This is a genomic window from Streptomyces cupreus (assembly GCF_014257025.1).
In the GTDB taxonomy this organism is placed as follows: Bacteria; Actinomycetota; Actinomycetes; order Streptomycetales; family Streptomycetaceae; genus Streptomyces; species Streptomyces cupreus.
Window position 1 is genome coordinate 122,333 of the sequence record NZ_JACMSF010000005.1, and the last position, 16,171, is coordinate 138,503.

Sequence of the window (16,171 nt, forward strand, 5' to 3'; positions counted from 1 at the left end):
CGCCATGACACCCTCCGAGCCCGCTGAAACCCGGACGACAACCCGCGCGACAGGTCGGTCCGCGCAGACCGCGACGCTCGCCGAGATCGCCCGCGAGGCCGGCGTCTCGGCGCCGACTGTTTCGAAGGTCCTCAACGGCAGAGCCGACGTCGCCCCCGCCACCCGCAGCCGGGTCGAGGAGCTGCTGCGCGCCCACGGCTACCGGCGCCGGCGCGCCGAGGCGAGCCGTTCGCCCCTGATCGACCTGGTCTTCCACGAGCTGGAGAGCGCGTGGGCGATGGAGGTCATCCGGGGTGTGGAGAACGTCGCCCGGGACGCCGGACTGAGCGTGGTCCTCAGTGAGAGCGCGGGACGCCTCACCCCCGGGCGGACCTGGGCCGACCAGGTCGCCGCCCGCCGCCCGCACGGCGTGATCCTGGTGCTGTCAGGACTCGACGAGTCCCAGCGTGCCCTGCTGATGAGCCGGTCGATCCCGTTCGTCGTGATGGACCCGGCGGGCGACCCGGGAGCCGACGTGCCGTCCATCGGCGCCACCAACTGGCAGGGCGGGCTCGCCGCCACCCGGCATCTGGTCGAGCTCGGGCACACCCGGATCGGCGCCATTACCGGCCCCTCGCGAATGATGTGCAGCCGCGCCCGGATCGACGGCTACCGGGCGGCCCTGGAGACGGCCGGGCTCCCGGTCGACCCTGCGCTGATCCGGCCCGGCGACTTCCATCACGAGACCGGCTACCGCGAAGGGCTGAAGCTGCTGCGCGGCCCGGACCGGCCCACCGCCGTCTTCGCCGGCAACGACCTCCAGGCGCTCGGCCTGTACGAGGCCGCGCGCGAACTGGGCCTGCGCATCCCGGAGGACCTCAGTGTCGTCGGCTTCGACGATCTGCCGGTCGCGCGCTGGGTCGGGCCGCCGCTGACGACCGTACGGCAGCCGCTGACCGAGATGGCCGAGGCGGCCGCCAAGCTGGTGCTGGACCTCGCCAAGGAGGACGGCGACCCGGCGGCGACCCGGGTGGAACTGGCCACGAGCCTCGTGGTGCGCAGCAGTACGGGAGTGCCTCCGGCGGTTTAGCGGGGAGGGGTCTGTTGCTGTATTGACGGGTGTTCCGTGCCGCCTCCACACTGCCCGAAGCCAGTCGTTTGAACGACCGAAACTTTCGGAGGCACCCGCAATGAGATCTCTGAGAACGGGCTCCACCCTGGCTTCACTCCTCACGGGCGTCGCGATGCTCGGAGGCCTGCTGTTCACGGCGCCCGCCGCGCACGCGGCCGACGAACCGCTGCGTGATCTGGCCGACGCCAAGGGCAAGGTGATCGGCACTGCGGTCACCGGCTCCAAACTCACCGGCACCTACGGCGAGATCGCCGGGCGCGAGTTCAACGCGCTCACTCCCGGCAACGCCATGAAGTGGGGCTCGGTCGAGCCGACCCGGGGCACCTTCAACTGGGCCGAGGCCGACCAGATCGTCGACTTCGCGGAGGCGGGCGGCCAGCAGGTGCGCGGCCACACCCTGGTCTGGCACAGCCAGAACCCGAGCTGGCTGACCAACGGCACCTGGACCGCGGCCCAGTTGCGCCGGCTCATGACCGACCACATCTCCACCGAGGTCGGCCGCTACAAGGGACGGCTCGCCACCTGGGACGTGGTGAACGAGCCGTTCAACGAGGACGGCACCTACCGGCAGACCCTCTGGTACAACGGCCTCGGCGCCGACTACATCGCCGAGGCGCTGACCGCGGCCCGAGCGGCCGACCCCAGCGCCAAGCTGTACATCAACGACTACAACGTCGAGGGCGTCAACGCGAAGTCCACCGCCCTGTACAACCTGGTGAAGTCACTGAAGGAGCGCGGCGTCCCGATCGACGGCGTCGGACTCCAGGCCCACCTCAGCCTCGGCCAGGTGCCTTCCACGCTCCAGCAGAACATCCAGCGCTTCGCCGACCTCGGCGTCGACGTGGCGATCACGGAGCTGGACATCCGGATGAACCTGCCCTCGGACAGCGCCGAACTGGCCCAGCAGGCCACCGAGTACAAGCAGGTGGTGAGCGCCTGCGTGGCCGTGACCCGCTGTGTCGGCGTCACCGTCTGGGGCTTCACCGACTCCGACTCCTGGATCCCGGACACCTTCCCCGGGCAGGGCGCGGCGACGCCGTACGACGAGAACTTCGCGCCGAAACCGGCGTACTTCGCCATCGCGGAGGCCCTCGGCGGTACGACCACACCGCCGACTGGCGCGTGTACGGCGACGTACAGCGTCGTCAATCAGTGGAACACCGGGTTCACCGGGCAGGTGCGGATCGCCTGCGACGGGGCCTCGCTGTCGTCCTGGAAGGCGACCTGGACCTACGGCTCCGGACAGCAGATCACCCAGGCCTGGAACGCGACCTGCACCCAGTCGGGGTCGGCGGTCAGCTGCTCCAACGCCTCCTACAACGGGACGGTTCCGGACGGGGGTTCGGTGACCTTCGGCTTCAACGCGTCCTGGAGCGGGAGCAATCCGGTGCCGACGGTGACCCTGGGCTGAGAAGTCTGAGAATTTCCCAAGAAACCGGTCCCGGACGCGCTCGCCGTAATAATGCGGACTTACGTTCCTGTCCGTGACGGGAGACGAGACGAACGGGGACGAGGGCAGACGAGTGGGCCGGCGGTCGAGAGCGCTGAGGATCGCCGGCCTCACCCTCGCGGGCGTGCTGGTGCTGGCCGCCGGGGCGGCGGGCTGGGCGTACTGGCAGCTCAACGACAACATCAAGAGCGTCGACATCAACACCGCGCTCGGCGACAACCGTCCGGCGAAGCCGACCCCGTCGGCCACCGCCACGGCCGAGGAACTGCCCACCGAGGCCCTGAACATCCTGGTCCTCGGCTCCGACTCGCGCAGCGGCGCGGAGAACCAGGCGCTCGGCGGCGGCGACAGCACCGGCGCCCGCTCCGACACGGCGATGGTGGTCCACCTCGACGCGGGCCGTTCCGAGGCGACGGTGGTGAGCATCCCGCGCGACACCCTCGTCACGCGTCCCTCCTGCCCGCTGGAGAACGGCGGTTCGACCGAGGCCGCCTACAACGCCATGTTCAACAGCGCCTACGCGGTGGGCGGTCCCGTGTGTGCGGTGAAGACCGTCGAGTCGCTCACGAACGTCCGCATGGACCACTACATCGAGATCGACTTCGCGGGCTTCGCGAAGCTGGTGGACGCGCTCGGCGGGGTCACCGTCACGACCGAGGAGGACATCGACGACGAGGACAGCCACCTCACGCTGGAGGCCGGCACCCACCATCTCGACGGCGAGCAGGCCCTGGCCCTCGCCCGCACCCGGCACGCCATAGGCGACGGCAGCGATCTGGGCCGCATAGGCCTCCAGCAGCAGCTGGTGAAGGCACTGCTGGAGCAGATCTCCACGACCGACCTGCTCACCGACCCCGCCAAGCTGTACCGGGTCGCCGACGCGGTCACCGGCAGCCTCACCACGGACACCGGCCTGGATTCCCTGACCGAGCTGACCCGCCTCGGCCAGAGCCTGAAGGATCTGTCCGCCGACTCCGTGACGACGGTGACCATGCCCGTCGTACCGGCTCCGTCGGACCGCAACCGGGTGGTCGCGGAGGAGCCGGAGGCGAGCGAGCTGTGGGAATCGCTGCGCTGAGAATTTCCAGCGCCTGGGGGAACTAGGCCGGGTGCCCGAGCAGCATCGTCGGCGCCCCGGCGACCCGGGTCAGGAACACCGTCGCCGAGTTCGGCCCGTGCGGCTTGACCTTCCTGCGCAGCTCCTCCGGCTCGACGGCGGACCCGCGCTTCTTGACGGTGAGGACGCCGACCTCGCGCTGCCGTAGCAGAGCCTTCAACTTCTTGACGTTGAAGTGGAGTTGGTCGGTGATCTCGTAGGCGGAGGCGTACGGGGTGGGGCGCAGGGTGTCGGCGGTGACGTAGGCGATGGTCGGGTCGATCAGACCGCCGTCCAGTTCCTCGGCGACCTCGGCGACCAGGTGGGAGCGGATGACGGCGCCGTCGGGCTCGTACAAGTACCTTCCTACGGGCCGGACTTCGGGGTCGGGCAGGCCGCTTCCGAGGAGGGTGCGGGGTCCGGGGAGCAGGGTCGCCCGGACGGCGCCCGGAGCGGTCCCGAACCACAGCACCGCCTCCTTCACATCCCCGCCGTCCGAGATCCACTCGGCCTCGGCCTCGGCGGGGACCGCCTCGTGCGGGACGCCGGGGGCGATCTTCAGGGCGGCGTGCGGCGCCCCCAGAGCCGCCTGCACGGCCCAGGACAGCGGCGGCGAGTAGGCCTCGGGATCGAAGATCCGGCCCCGGCCACCGCGCCGGGCCGGGTCGACGAACACGGCGTCGTAGCCGGCCGTGTCGACCTCCGTCACATCCGCCTCGCGTACCTCGATCAGTCCGGCGAGGCCGAGCGCGTCGGCATTGGCGCGGGCGGCGGCGGCCGTCAGGGGGTCCCGGTCCACCGCCAGCACCCGGATCCCGGCCCGCGCCAGCGCGATCGCGTCCCCGCCGATCCCGCAGCACAGGTCGGCGACGGAGGTGACGCCCAGTTCCCGGAAGCGCTCGGCCCGGTACGTCGCCACGCTCGCCCGCGTGGACTGCTCGACCCCGTTCGGCGTGAAGAACATCCGCCGCGCGTCCTCGGCGCCGAACTTCGGCTCCGCCCGCTGCCGCAGCCGCGCTTGTCCGAGCGCCGCCGACACCAGCTCGGCGGGGTGGTCCCGGCGCAGCCGGGTGGCGACCGCGAGTTCGTCGGCGGGGGCGGTGCCGCGCACTTCGTCGAGGAGGGCGCGGCCCTCGGGCGTGAGGAGGGGGGCGAGGTCGTTCACCGGGTCATTGTGGGCCAGCCGGTGGATGGTGCGCCCGCCGTGGCGGTGTCGGCGGGGGTTCGGGGCGGGGTCCTGGGAGGATCCAGCCCCATGCGACTAGTAGTACAAAATGATAAAAACCGGTCCATTCGAGGGTCCCGGATCCGCGGCGGAATCGCCGTGCTCGCCGTCGCCGCCATCGCCTCCGGCTGCGCCCAGGGCACCGGCCCCAAGCCCCGCCCCGCCCCCGGCCAGCAGCCCCTCCTGGCGCCCCCCGCCCGCGCCCTGGACTCCTACGCCACCAAGCTGCGCGCCACCGCCGCCGCCCGGGCCGCCGCCGCGAAACGCTGGGGCCTCGCCAAGGTCCCGCTGACGGCCCCGGCACCGCCCGCGAAGAAGCCGAGGATCACCACCCGCAAGGGCTTCGAGGTCGACGGACACGCCGAACGGAACCTCCCGCCGGTCTTCACCACGATCCCCACCCAGCAGAAGATCGTCTTCCTCACCATCGACGACGGCGCCGAGAAGGACCCGGCGTTCCTGCGGATGATGACCGAGCTGAGGATCCCGTACACCGCCTTCCTCAGCGACTACCTGGTGAAGGAGGACTACGCCTACTTCAAGCGGATGCAGGGGGCGGGCGTGGTCCTGAACAACCACACCCTCCATCACCCGTATCTGCCGGGGCTGTCGTACGCCGGTCAGAAGTACGAGATCTGCGGGATGCAGGAGGTGATCGAGGAGCGGTACGGCAAGCGGCCCGTCCTGTTCCGGCCGCCCTTCGGCAGCTACAACGAGAACACCCTGCTCGCCGCCAAGGCCTGCGGCATCACCCACGCGCCCCTGTGGAACGAGGAGGTCTTCGTCGACCGCTGGGAGTACCGCGAGTGGGACCGGGACATCCACCCCGGCGACATCGTGCTCAGTCACTTCCGGGGCAAGGAGCACTGGAAGGGCACCATGCCCGACATGATCCGCCGGTTCCTCGAAAAGGTCACCGCCAAGGGGTACGCGGTGGCGCGTCTTGAGGACTACCTGTGAGGCCCCGGGGTCCGCTTGCCGGGGCGGTGGTGGCCCTGCTCCTGACGGGCTGCGCCCAGGCCGCGGGCCCCTCGGACCGCCCGGGAGGACAGGCGGCCCGTGTCCCCCTCCCGCCGGTGGTGGAGCACATCCAGACCCGGGACAAGGTCGTCTTCCTCACCTACGACGACGGCGCCGAGCAGGACCCCCGCTTCATCGACCTGGTCCGTGAACGGCGGCTCCCGGTCGCCATGTTCCTCACGGACAGCGTGGTCGGCCCGGGCTACGCCCACTTCGCGCGCCTTCAGTCGGTGGGCGCGTCGATCCAGAACCACACCCTCGACCACACGGCCCTGCGCGGACTGCCGTACGCCGGTCAGCGCGCCGAGATCTGCGGCCAGCAGAACAAACTCCGCGCCCGCTTCGGCGTCCGCCCCCGCCTCTTCCGCCCACCGCACGGCACGTACGACACGACGACGCTGCGCGCGGCGGCCGGCTGCGGAATCTCGGCGGTGGTGCTGTGGCGGGCGGCGATGGGGAGCGAGGGGACTCTGACGTACGCCGAGGGCCCGCACCGCCTGCGCCCCGGCGACATCGTCTCGCTGCCCTCGGACGACCCGACAGGGGTGCCGCTGGTGGAGCGGACGCTGCGATTGCTGGGGGAGATCCGGGCTGGGGGTCTTACTGTGGGCCGCCTGGAGGACTACCTGTAGCCCCAATAGCCCGTCCGGCGCTCGAGGGCGAGGCCGTTCAGGCCGAAGGGGGTCTGGGGGCGCAGTCACCCAGGGACGGCCACGGCAGCGCCGGTGACCAGGAATCCGGCCCGGCCAGCGCAGCGAATTGGCACTCCGCTTGACCGAGTGCTAATCGCGGTCATAGTCTCGGCTCTGGCACTCGGCAGATGAGAGTGCCAACTACGCGACGGGCAGGTCCGGCACCCGCGACGACGGATCGACCTGGTCGCCACCTCAGACAGTTAACCCCGTGAGATCTCCGAAGGGGGAGGTCGGATCGTGACGACCGCCAGCTCCAAGGTTGCCATCAAGCCGCTTGAGGACCGCATCGTGGTCCAGCCGCTCGACGCCGAGCAGACCACGGCTTCTGGCCTGGTCATTCCGGACACTGCGAAGGAGAAGCCCCAGGAGGGCGTCATCCTCGCCGTCGGTCCGGGCCGCTTCGAGAACGGCGAGCGCCTGCCGCTCGACGTGAAGGTCGGCGACATCGTGCTGTACAGCAAGTACGGCGGCACCGAGGTGAAGTACAACGGCGAGGAGTACCTCGTCCTCTCGTCCCGCGACGTGCTCGCGATCATCGAGAAGTAAGACCACCTCGAAGCATTTCGCTTCCAGCTGCGCCCCTGGCCCCCGCGACCACATAAGAAGCCGGGCGCCCGGGGCGCAGCGTCTTTTTTGAACCCACAGATTCCGAGAGGGCTCCCGCTGTCATGGCGAAGATCCTGAAGTTCGACGAGGACGCCCGTCGCGCCCTTGAGCGCGGCGTCAACAAGCTGGCCGACACGGTCAAGGTGACGATCGGCCCGAAGGGTCGCAACGTCGTCATCGACAAGAAGTTCGGCGCGCCCACCATCACCAACGACGGCGTCACCATCGCCCGTGAGGTCGAGGTCGAGGACCCGTTCGAGAACCTCGGCGCCCAGCTGGTGAAGGAGGTGGCGACCAAGACCAACGACATCGCTGGTGACGGCACCACCACCGCCACCGTGCTGGCCCAGGCGCTGGTCCGCGAGGGCCTGAAGAACGTCGCCGCGGGTGCCTCCCCGGCGCTGCTGAAGAAGGGCATCGACGCGGCCGTCGCCGCCGTCTCCGAGGAACTCCTCGCGACCGCCCGCCCGATCGACGAGAAGTCCGACATCGCCGCCGTGGCCGGGCTGTCCGCCCAGGACTCGCAGGTCGGCGAGCTCATCGCCGAGGCGATGGACAAGGTCGGCAAGGACGGTGTCATCACCGTCGAGGAGTCCAACACCTTCGGTCTTGAGCTGGACTTCACCGAGGGCATGGCCTTCGACAAGGGCTACCTGTCGCCGTACATGGTGTCCGACCAGGAGCGTATGGAGGCCGTCCTCGACGACCCGTACATCCTGATCAACCAGGGCAAGATCTCCTCCATCCAGGACCTGCTGCCGCTGCTGGAGAAGGTCATCCAGGCCGGTGCCTCCAAGCCGCTGCTGATCATCGCCGAGGACGTCGAGGGCGAGGCCCTGTCGACCCTGGTCGTGAACAAGATCCGCGGCACCTTCAACGCGGTCGCGGTCAAGGCCCCCGGCTTCGGTGACCGCCGCAAGGCGATGCTCCAGGACATGGCGATCCTCACCGGCGCCACGGTCATCTCCGAGGAGGTCGGCCTCAAGCTCGACCAGGCCGGTCTGGACGTGCTGGGCACCGCCCGCCGCGTGACCGTCACCAAGGACGACACGACCATCGTCGACGGCGCCGGCAAGTCCGACGACGTCCAGGGCCGTGTCGCCCAGATCAAGGCCGAGATCGAGAACACCGACTCCGACTGGGACCGCGAGAAGCTCCAGGAGCGCCTCGCGAAGCTGGCCGGCGGCGTGTGCGTGATCAAGGTCGGCGCCGCCACCGAGGTGGAGCTGAAGGAGAAGAAGCACCGTCTGGAGGACGCCATCTCCGCGACCCGCGCCGCGGTCGAGGAGGGCATCGTCTCCGGTGGTGGCTCCGCGCTGGTCCACGCCGCGAAGGTCCTCGAAGGCGGTCTGGGCAAGACCGGCGACGAGGCCACCGGTGTCGCCGTGGTCCGCCGCGCGGTCGTCGAGCCGCTGCGCTGGATCGCCGAGAACGCCGGCCTGGAGGGCTACGTCATCACCTCCAAGGTCGCCGAGCTCGACAAGGGCCAGGGCTTCAACGCCGCCACCGGCGAGTACGGCGACCTGGTCAAGGCCGGCGTCATCGACCCGGTGAAGGTCACCCGCTCAGCCCTGGAGAACGCCGCCTCCATCGCCTCCCTGCTGCTCACGACCGAGACCCTGGTCGTCGAGAAGAAGGAAGAGGAGGAGCCGGCCGCCGCCGGTCACGGCCACGGCCACTCCCACTGACGCACGTCAGCACCAAGGCCCGGCACCCCGAGGGTGCCGGGCCTTCACGTTGCCCTACTGCTGCAGCTCGTCCAGCGCGCCCAACTGCTCCATCAGGCCCAGCCGGTCGTACTGCCACCAGCCCTCGGCGATCTTCCCGTCCGGAGTGCACCGCTGGATGGTGCACCCGGTCATGGACACCTTCTTGCCGGTGGCCTCGATGCCCATGAAGTCGCCCTTGTGCAGGCCGTTCCAGGTCCAGCGGGTGCACACCAGGTCGCCCTGGGCCAGCTGGTCCTCGATCGTGAACGAGAAGTCGAAGCCGCCCCGCCACATCTCCACCTCGCGCCGGATCGCATCGAGCCCGATGTTGTCCTGCGGGTTGGCGGGATCGTGGTCGTGGTAGTCCTCGATCAGCACGTCGTTGAACGTGGGCGTATCGCCCTTCGCGGACAGCTCCTCGAAGAACCGCCGCGCGGTCGCCTCGTAGAGCTGCTCGTCACGCACGACGTCCAGATCGGTGAACGTCGGCATCTCGTCGCAGAGGGCGACCATCTCCTGGAAGATCCGGTCGGTCTCCGGGAGATTCGAGTTCCGCATCGCCTCCTCGTACGACGGGAACTCCACGATCTCGATGAAGTGCGATGCGTCGGACCGGTCCTTGCCGATCACACTGTGCGTCGCGGTCCGCTTCCCCTTGGTCTGCTCGACCCATGTGTCCATCAGCCGGTTCATCTCGTCGAACCGGTTCGTCTTGCAGTCGATGAGCTGTACGAACGTCATGGCGTTGCCTCCGTCCCCCGAGGGTCCGGTCGAAACAGCTCCATTCTCCTCCGGTTGCCCGGACTCGCGCTTTACCGCGGCCCGTACTTGCGCCCCGTCCTGGAGGTGATCCCGCCGAGCATGCCGCGCGGTACGACCTTCGTGACGCCCATCAGCACCTTGTACCGGGGGTCCGGGATCGACAGCGTCTTGCCCCGCGCCAGATCGCCGAGGGCGGACGCGACCAGCTTGTCGGCGTCCAGCCACATCCAGCCCGGGATGTTGTCCGTGCCCATCCCGGCCCGCTCATGGAACTCGGTGCGCACGAAGCCGGGGCACAGCGCCATCAGGCGCACCCCGCTGCCCGCCAGATCCCGGGCCGCTCCCTGCGTGAACTGCACGACCCAGGCCTTGGAGGCGCCGTAGGTCCCGCGCGGCACGAAGGCGGCGACCGAGGCGACGTTGACGACCCCGCCCCGGCCGCGCTCGCGCATCGCCTCGGTCGCGGCGGACGTCAGCCGCAGCACCGCCTCGCAGTGCACCTTGAGCATCTTCAGCTCATCGGCCATGGAGACGTCGAGATAGCGGCCCCTGTTGCCGAAACCGGCGTTGTTGATCAGCAGGTCGACGGGGTTCCTGCGGTCGGCGAGCCGGGCGGCCACCGCCTCGATGCCCTCGTCCCTCGCCAGGTCCGCGGTCAGGACCTCCGCCTCGATGCCGTGCCGGTCGTGCAGCTCGGTCGCCTGCTCGCGCAGCCGCTTGGTGTCCCGTGCGACGAGGACGAGGTCGTGCCCGTCGGCGGCGAGCCGCCGTGCGAACGCGGCGCCGATGCCCGCGGTCGATCCCGTGATGAGAGCCGTTGTCATGGACCAAGATTAGTGACCCGGACCGGAGGAATCCGCTCCACGCCCGGCTCCTTCCCAGGACCCACCCACCCGGTCACCCGACGTCACGTCAGCCCCCGTGCTGCGCCACGTACTTGCGCGCCGCCGCCAGCGACTCCGGGTGCAGCGCCTCCCCCGCCGGCAGCAGCCGCGGCAACAGCTCCCGCTCTGTGGTGACCGCCCGGAACTGCAGTGCCACCGTCACCTCGTGGTCCGGCCGGTGCACGACCTCGATCGCGTCGCCCGCCCGCACCTCACCGGGCTCGATCACCCGCAGATACGCCCCCGGCGCCCCCTTCGCCGTGAACCGCTTCACCCACCGCTCTTCCCCCACATGGCCCTGGAAGGTACGGCACGGAATCCGCCCGCAGGTCACCTCCAGCACCACCTCGGAGCCGACCCGCCAGCGCTCACCGATCAGGGCGCCGGACACGTCCAGGCCGGTCGTCGTGAGGTTCTCGCCGAAGGCGCCGTTGGCCAGCGGCCGGCCCAACTCCCGTTCCCAGTCGTCCAGGTCCTCGCGCGCCACTGCGTACACGGCCTGGTCGTCCCCGCCGTGATGCCGCATGTCGCACACCTCGTCCCCGGCCAGACCGCTCGCCCCGGTTCCCTTCGGCCCCGGCGCCGCCACCCGCACCGCCGCGTCGGTCGGCCGCTTGTCGATTCCGGTCACACCCTCGGGTTGGTCCGTGTAGGGGACGGATGTCCGACGGCCGAGGTTCACAGACAGAAGCTTCATGACAGCACGGTAGGCGAGGGAGGCCCAAAGCTTCACCGCATTAATCAGCGCCGTATCAAAGCCTCGCTTATTCTTGTGGTGTGATCGAGGCCCGACATCTCCGCGTCCTGCGCGCCGTCGCCGCCACCGGCTCCTTCTCGGCGGCGGGGCGGGAACTGGGCTGCACCCAGCCCGCCGTCAGCCAGCAGATGAAGGCGCTGGAGGCGTCCGTCGGCACGCCCCTGCTCATCCGCAGCGGCCGCGAGATGCGCCTGACCCAGGCGGGCGAGGCCCTCGTCCGGCACGCGGCAGGCATCCTCGCCGGGCTCACCGCAGCCGAGGAGGAGGTCGCCGCCATCGCGGGCCTGCGCGCCGGGCGGGTACGCCTGGTCTCCTTCCCCAGCGGCAGCTCCACCCTCGTCCCCACCGCCCTCGCCGCCCTGCGTGCCGCCCACCCCGGCACCCGGGTCTCCCTGGAGGAGGCCGAGCCGCCGAAGTCCGTCGAGCTGCTCCGCGAGGGCGACTGCGACCTCGCGCTCGCCTTCCGCTACGAAGGGGCGGCCCAGGAAGGCGAATGGGACGACCTCGTCGTACGGCCCCTGCTCACCGACCGCCTGGTCGCCCTCGTACCGGAGCGGCACCGGCTCGCGCGCGCGAAGTCCGTGGCGATCGGCGAACTCGCCGCCGAGCCCTGGATCGCCGGATGCCCGCGCTGCCGCGGCCAGTTGGTCGAGGTGTGCGAGGGCGCCGGGTTCACCCCGCGCATCGACTTCGCCACCGACGACTATCCGGCGGTGGTCGGCCTGGTCGGCGCGGGTCTGGGCGTGGCGGTCCTGCCCCAACTCGCCGTTGAGTCGGTACGCCCGCGCGGGGCACGCATGGTGACGCTGGAACCGGCGGTACGACGGGAGATCGTCGCCCTCACCCTGCCCGACCTCGCCCAGGTGCCGGCGGTGACGGCGACGCTGGAGCAGCTGGCGCGGGCGGCGGACCGTCAAGTGCGGGACGCCCGGCGGTAGTCGGGGCGCGTCGGGGCGCAAGAAGTAAGGGCACGCCTACGCGTGCCCCAGTTTGAAGAAACGTTACTTCAATTGTTCGAGGCGGTCTGACCGCCGCCGGTCGACGCCGACACCAGCCGGTGGCGCGCCCGCCCCATGAGCTCCTCGCGCTCGTCCTCGGTCAAGCCGCCCCAGACGCCGTACGGTTCGCGCACCGCCAGCGCGTGCGCCGCGCACTGTGCGCGGACAGGGCACCTCATGCAGACCTCTTTGGCCGAGTTCTCACGAGCGCTCCGAGCCGCACCGCGCTCGCCCTCCGGATGGAAGAAGAGAGAGCTGTCGACCCCGCGGCAGGCAGCCAGGAGCTGCCAGTCCCACAGGTCCGCGTTCGGTCCGGGAAGGCGGGAGAAATCTGCCATTACGTGACCCCTTGTAGCCGTTCTGGGCGGATACGGTGTCCACGACCGTATAACTACGATCTAAGGAGATGAAAATATGACTCATTGCGAATCTAGCCTCAGACACCAGAAAAAGGGAAGAAAAAGGGCCGAATGGGGCATGGCTTGTGATGAAAGCTTGAGGGTCTGCCCTGCATGTCTGCACCGTGTCCGCCCCCTCACATAGAGTGCCGAAGACAGCGCACGGCCCCGTAACTCTTTCGAGTGACCGTCGTTGAGAGTGCGGAGGCGGTTGAAAGAACAAGCGCTCGGGCAGGCGTCCGAGACGGTCGACCGCACAGGTGACGATTCCGTACCAGCCTGGAGGCTCAAGGTGACGTGCATCAGCTGCGGAGGGCGGCCATGACATCCGTCCTCGTCTGCGACGACTCCCCGCTTGCCCGAGAGGCGCTCCGCCGCGCGGTCGCGACCGTGCCCGGCGTCGAGCGTGTGACGACGGCGGCCAACGGCGAGGAAGTCCTCCGCCGCTGGGGCGCCGACCGCTCGGACCTGATCCTGATGGACGTACGCATGCCCGGCCTGGGCGGCGTCGAGACCGTGCGTCGGCTGCTGTCCGCCGACCCCGGTGCGCGCATCATCATGCTCACCGTCGCCGAGGACCTCGACGGCGTGGCCCTCGCGGTCGCCGCCGGCGCCCGGGGCTATCTGCACAAGGACGCCTCCCGCGCGGAGCTGCGCGCCACGGTGACGCAGGCGCTGGCCGACCCGACCTGGCGCCTGGCCCCCCGTCGGCTGCGCTCCGCCGAGATGGGCGCCGCGCCGACGCTCACCGCGCGCGAGATCCAGGTCCTGGAGGGCATGAGCCACGGCCGCTCCAACGCCGAGATCGGCCGCGAGCTGTTCCTCTCCGAGGACACCGTCAAGACGCACGCCCGGCGGCTGTTCAAGAAGCTCGGGGCCTCGGACCGGGCGCATGCGGTCGCGCTCGGGTTCCGGTGGGGCCTGGTCCGCTAGGCCCTGTCGTTGGGAGCAGACGGCGGCAGTCGTCCAGCGAGGCAGTCCGCGTCCCTTTGGGGCGCGGGTGCTCGTTTCGCCGCGGATGCCGCATCCTTGAGATGTGGAGTCTCTCGGGGACAAGTCGGTCGAGCGGAAGGGGAGGGCGCAGGAGATGAGTTCCGGCGCACCTGCTCATAACGCTTCGGTGCACAACATCGGACGCGGTGCCACGGACCGCGGCGCCACAAGGCACCATGGACCGATGCGCGACGACGAGGCGGCCACTGCCGCAGGGGCGATCGGTGCACTCGTCCATCGCGCCGTAGACGGGGACGAGCAGGCCACGCACGACCTGCTCGCCCATGTCCACCCCCTCGCGCTGCGCTACTGCCGCACCCGTCTGTCCCGGCTTCCGGGTGACGCCCGGCACTTCGTGGAGGACCTCGCGCAGGAGGTCTGTGTCGCCGTCCTGCTCGCCCTGCCGCGCTACAAGGACACCGGCCGCCCCTTCGAGGCGTTCGTCTTCGCCATCGCTGCGCACAAGGTCGCCGACCTGCAGCGGGCGGCCATGCGTCACCCCGGCTCGACGGCGGTCCCCTCCGACGAGATGCCGGAACGCCCCGACGACTCCCTCGGCCCCGAGGAGCGCGCCCTGCTCAGCAGCGACGCCGAATGGGCCAAGAAACTCCTGGCCAACCTCCCTGAGAACCAGCGCGAGCTGTTGTTGCTGCGGATCGCGGTGGGGTTGACGGCGGAGGAGACGGGTCAGATGTTGGGAATGTCACCCGGAGCGGTGCGCGTTGCCCAGCACCGGGCGCTGAGCCGGCTGCGGGCGCTGGCCGAACAGTAGTCAGCCCTTTCTTGAACAGGCGTCGCCCCGATTCCGTACGAACATACGAAGCCCGAGGTCACCTGGGACCGTGGAATTTGCGCCCCGTGCTTCCCGTTAGCATGGACATCCGCACCGATCAAGGCCATTTGGGGAAGGTGTCATGACTGCCAACGTCGACGGAGTGCCCGCCAAATTCGCGACACTCGGGCTGACCTACGACGATGTGCTGCTGCTGCCGGGCGCGTCCGACATGGCGCCCGACGACATCGACACCGCCTCGTACGTCTCCAAGAACGTACGGGTCAACATCCCGCTGCTGTCCGCCGCCATGGACAAGGTCACCGAGTCGCGCATGGCGATCGCGATGGCCCGTCAGGGCGGCGTCGGCGTACTGCACCGCAATCTCTCCATCGAGGACCAGGCCAACCAGGTCGACCTGGTCAAGCGCTCCGAGTCCGGCATGGTGGCCGACCCGATCACCGTGCACCCGGACGCCACGCTCGCCGAGGCCGACGCCCTGTGTGCCAAGTTCCGCATCAGCGGTGTGCCGGTCACCGACGGCGACAAGCGCCTCCTCGGCATCGTCACCAACCGTGACATGGCCTTCGAGACGGACCGCTCGCGCCGGGTCCGCGAGGTCATGACCCCGATGCCGCTGGTCACCGGCAAGGTCGGCATCTCCGGCGTCGAGGCCATGGAGCTGCTGCGCAAGCACAAGATCGAGAAGCTTCCGCTGGTCGACGACGCGGGCGTCCTCAAGGGCCTGATCACGGTCAAGGACTTCGTCAAGGCGGAGAAGTACCCGAACGCCGCCAAGGACGCCGAGGGCCGCCTGCTGGTCGGCGCCGCGGTCGGTGTGGCCGGTGACGCCTTCGAGCGCGCCCAGGCCCTGATCGAGGCCGGTGTCGACTTCATCGTCGTGGACACCGCGCACGGCCACTCCCGGTTGGTCGGCGACATGGTCGCCAAGATCAAGTCGAACTCCGCCGGCGTCGACGTCATCGGCGGCAACATCGCCACGAGGGACGGCGCCCAGGCGCTGATCGACTCCGGCGTGGACGGCATCAAGGTCGGTGTCGGCCCCGGCTCCATCTGCACCACGCGTGTCGTCGCCGGCATCGGCGTGCCGCAGGTCACCGCGATCTACGAGGCGTCGCTGGCCGCCAAGGAGGCCGGTATCCCGGTCATCGGCGACGGTGGCCTGCAGTACTCCGGCGACATCGCCAAGGCCCTGGTCGCGGGCGCCGACACGGTGATGCTCGGCTCGCTGCTCGCGGGCTGCGAGGAGTCGCCGGGTGAGCTGATGTTCATCAACGGCAAGCAGTTCAAGTCGTACCGCGGCATGGGCTCCCTCGGTGCCATGCAGTCCCGCGGCGACCGCAAGTCGTTCTCCAAGGACCGGTACTTCCAGGAGGGCGTCGCCTCCGACGAGCAGCTCGTGCCCGAGGGCATCGAGGGCCAGGTGCCCTACCGGGGCCCGCTCTCCTCGGTCGTCCACCAGCTGGTCGGCGGTCTGCGCCAGTCGATGTTCTACGTCGGCGGCCGCACCGTCCCCGAGCTCCAGGCCAACGGCCGGTTCGTCCGGATCACCTCGGCGGGCCTCAAGGAGAGCCACCCGCACGACATCCAGATGACGGTCGAGGCGCCGAACTACAGCCGTAAGTAGTCACCGGTCCTTCGTCAGGGCGGCCCCGGCATGCTCCGGGGCCGCCC

Annotated in this window: 16 protein-coding genes; 11 read left to right on the forward strand and 5 right to left on the reverse strand. The window is 69.9% G+C overall.

Translation table 11 applies throughout. The features are described from left to right. Nucleotides 1-4: 4 nt before the first annotated feature. The 3 genes from H4N64_RS06730 (at nt 5) to H4N64_RS06740 (ending at nt 3,639) form a co-directional block, all read left to right on the forward strand. Entirely contained in the window at nt 5-1,069 is a 1,065-nt protein-coding gene (locus tag H4N64_RS06730) for a LacI family DNA-binding transcriptional regulator (protein ID WP_186281167.1), read from the forward strand. Nucleotides 1,070-1,169: 100 nt separating this feature from the next. Then, nucleotides 1,170-2,522 carry a glycoside hydrolase family 10 protein gene (locus tag H4N64_RS06735; protein ID WP_186281168.1) on the forward strand — a complete coding sequence of 451 codons (1,353 nt, stop codon included), beginning with the start codon at nt 1,170-1,172 and terminating at the stop codon, nt 2,520-2,522. A 73-nt stretch (nt 2,523-2,595) separates the two neighbouring features. Next, nucleotides 2,596-3,639, forward strand: coding sequence for an LCP family glycopolymer transferase (locus H4N64_RS06740; protein ID WP_186281169.1), 1,044 nt, complete (start codon nt 2,596-2,598; stop codon nt 3,637-3,639). A 22-nt stretch (nt 3,640-3,661) separates the two neighbouring features. Here H4N64_RS06740 and H4N64_RS06745 read toward each other — a convergent pair whose 3' ends face one another. Then, nucleotides 3,662-4,822 (reverse strand): THUMP-like domain-containing protein, encoded by a 1,161-nt coding sequence (locus H4N64_RS06745; protein WP_186281170.1) that lies wholly within the window; start codon nt 4,820-4,822, stop codon nt 3,662-3,664. Nucleotides 4,823-4,912: 90 nt separating this feature from the next. Between H4N64_RS06745 and H4N64_RS06750 the strand changes: the two genes are divergently transcribed. The 4 genes from H4N64_RS06750 (at nt 4,913) to groL (ending at nt 8,891) form a co-directional block, all read left to right on the forward strand. Further along, entirely contained in the window at nt 4,913-5,842 is a 930-nt protein-coding gene (locus H4N64_RS06750) for a polysaccharide deacetylase family protein (RefSeq protein ID WP_186281171.1), read from the forward strand. Further along, on the forward strand, nt 5,839-6,534 hold the full coding sequence (locus tag H4N64_RS06755; protein ID WP_186281172.1) for a polysaccharide deacetylase family protein: 696 nt from the start codon (nt 5,839-5,841) through the stop codon (nt 6,532-6,534). The genes H4N64_RS06750 and H4N64_RS06755 overlap by 4 nt, the downstream gene beginning before the upstream one ends. Before the next feature lie 300 nt (nt 6,535-6,834). Beyond that, the gene (gene groES / locus H4N64_RS06760; protein ID WP_015658413.1) at nt 6,835-7,143 is read left to right on the forward strand and encodes a co-chaperone GroES; all 309 of its coding nucleotides are present in this window, start codon (nt 6,835-6,837) and stop codon (nt 7,141-7,143) included. 122 nt (nt 7,144-7,265) lie between these two features. Continuing rightward, complete coding sequence (gene groL, locus H4N64_RS06765; protein WP_186281173.1) at nt 7,266-8,891, forward strand: chaperonin GroEL; 1,626 nt, start codon at nt 7,266-7,268, stop codon at nt 8,889-8,891. A gap of 54 nt (nt 8,892-8,945) precedes the next feature. On the opposite strand, the gene H4N64_RS06770 is transcribed toward groL, so the two are convergent. From H4N64_RS06770 to H4N64_RS06780, 3 genes are all read right to left on the reverse strand, one after another. Continuing rightward, nucleotides 8,946-9,653, reverse strand: coding sequence for an ester cyclase (locus H4N64_RS06770; RefSeq protein ID WP_186281174.1), 708 nt, complete (start codon nt 9,651-9,653; stop codon nt 8,946-8,948). 71 nt (nt 9,654-9,724) lie between these two features. Next, nucleotides 9,725-10,498 (reverse strand): SDR family NAD(P)-dependent oxidoreductase, encoded by a 774-nt coding sequence (locus tag H4N64_RS06775; protein ID WP_186281175.1) that lies wholly within the window; start codon nt 10,496-10,498, stop codon nt 9,725-9,727. Nucleotides 10,499-10,586: 88 nt separating this feature from the next. After that, complete coding sequence (locus H4N64_RS06780) at nt 10,587-11,255, reverse strand: MOSC domain-containing protein (RefSeq protein ID WP_186281176.1); 669 nt, start codon at nt 11,253-11,255, stop codon at nt 10,587-10,589. An 80-nt stretch (nt 11,256-11,335) separates the two neighbouring features. On the opposite strand from H4N64_RS06780, the gene H4N64_RS06785 reads away from it, so the two are divergent. Then, complete coding sequence (locus H4N64_RS06785; protein ID WP_186281177.1) at nt 11,336-12,253, forward strand: LysR substrate-binding domain-containing protein; 918 nt, start codon at nt 11,336-11,338, stop codon at nt 12,251-12,253. A gap of 68 nt (nt 12,254-12,321) precedes the next feature. Here the strand turns inward: H4N64_RS06785 and H4N64_RS06790 are convergent, their stop codons facing one another. Next, a complete protein-coding gene (locus tag H4N64_RS06790) occupies nt 12,322-12,651 on the reverse strand; it encodes a WhiB family transcriptional regulator (RefSeq protein WP_186281178.1) in 330 nt (109 codons plus the stop codon). A 381-nt stretch (nt 12,652-13,032) separates the two neighbouring features. Between H4N64_RS06790 and H4N64_RS06795 the strand changes: the two genes are divergently transcribed. The 3 genes from H4N64_RS06795 to guaB all read left to right on the forward strand — a co-directional run bounded on the left by H4N64_RS06795 (nt 13,033) and on the right by guaB (nt 16,124). Next, the gene (locus H4N64_RS06795; RefSeq protein WP_003948568.1) at nt 13,033-13,644 is read left to right on the forward strand and encodes a response regulator transcription factor; all 612 of its coding nucleotides are present in this window, start codon (nt 13,033-13,035) and stop codon (nt 13,642-13,644) included. A 244-nt stretch (nt 13,645-13,888) separates the two neighbouring features. Further along, on the forward strand, nt 13,889-14,476 hold the full coding sequence (locus tag H4N64_RS06800) for a sigma-70 family RNA polymerase sigma factor (RefSeq protein ID WP_127178445.1): 588 nt from the start codon (nt 13,889-13,891) through the stop codon (nt 14,474-14,476). A gap of 142 nt (nt 14,477-14,618) precedes the next feature. Further along, complete coding sequence (gene guaB / locus H4N64_RS06805) at nt 14,619-16,124, forward strand: IMP dehydrogenase (RefSeq protein ID WP_186281179.1); 1,506 nt, start codon at nt 14,619-14,621, stop codon at nt 16,122-16,124. Nucleotides 16,125-16,171: the final 47 nt, after the last annotated feature.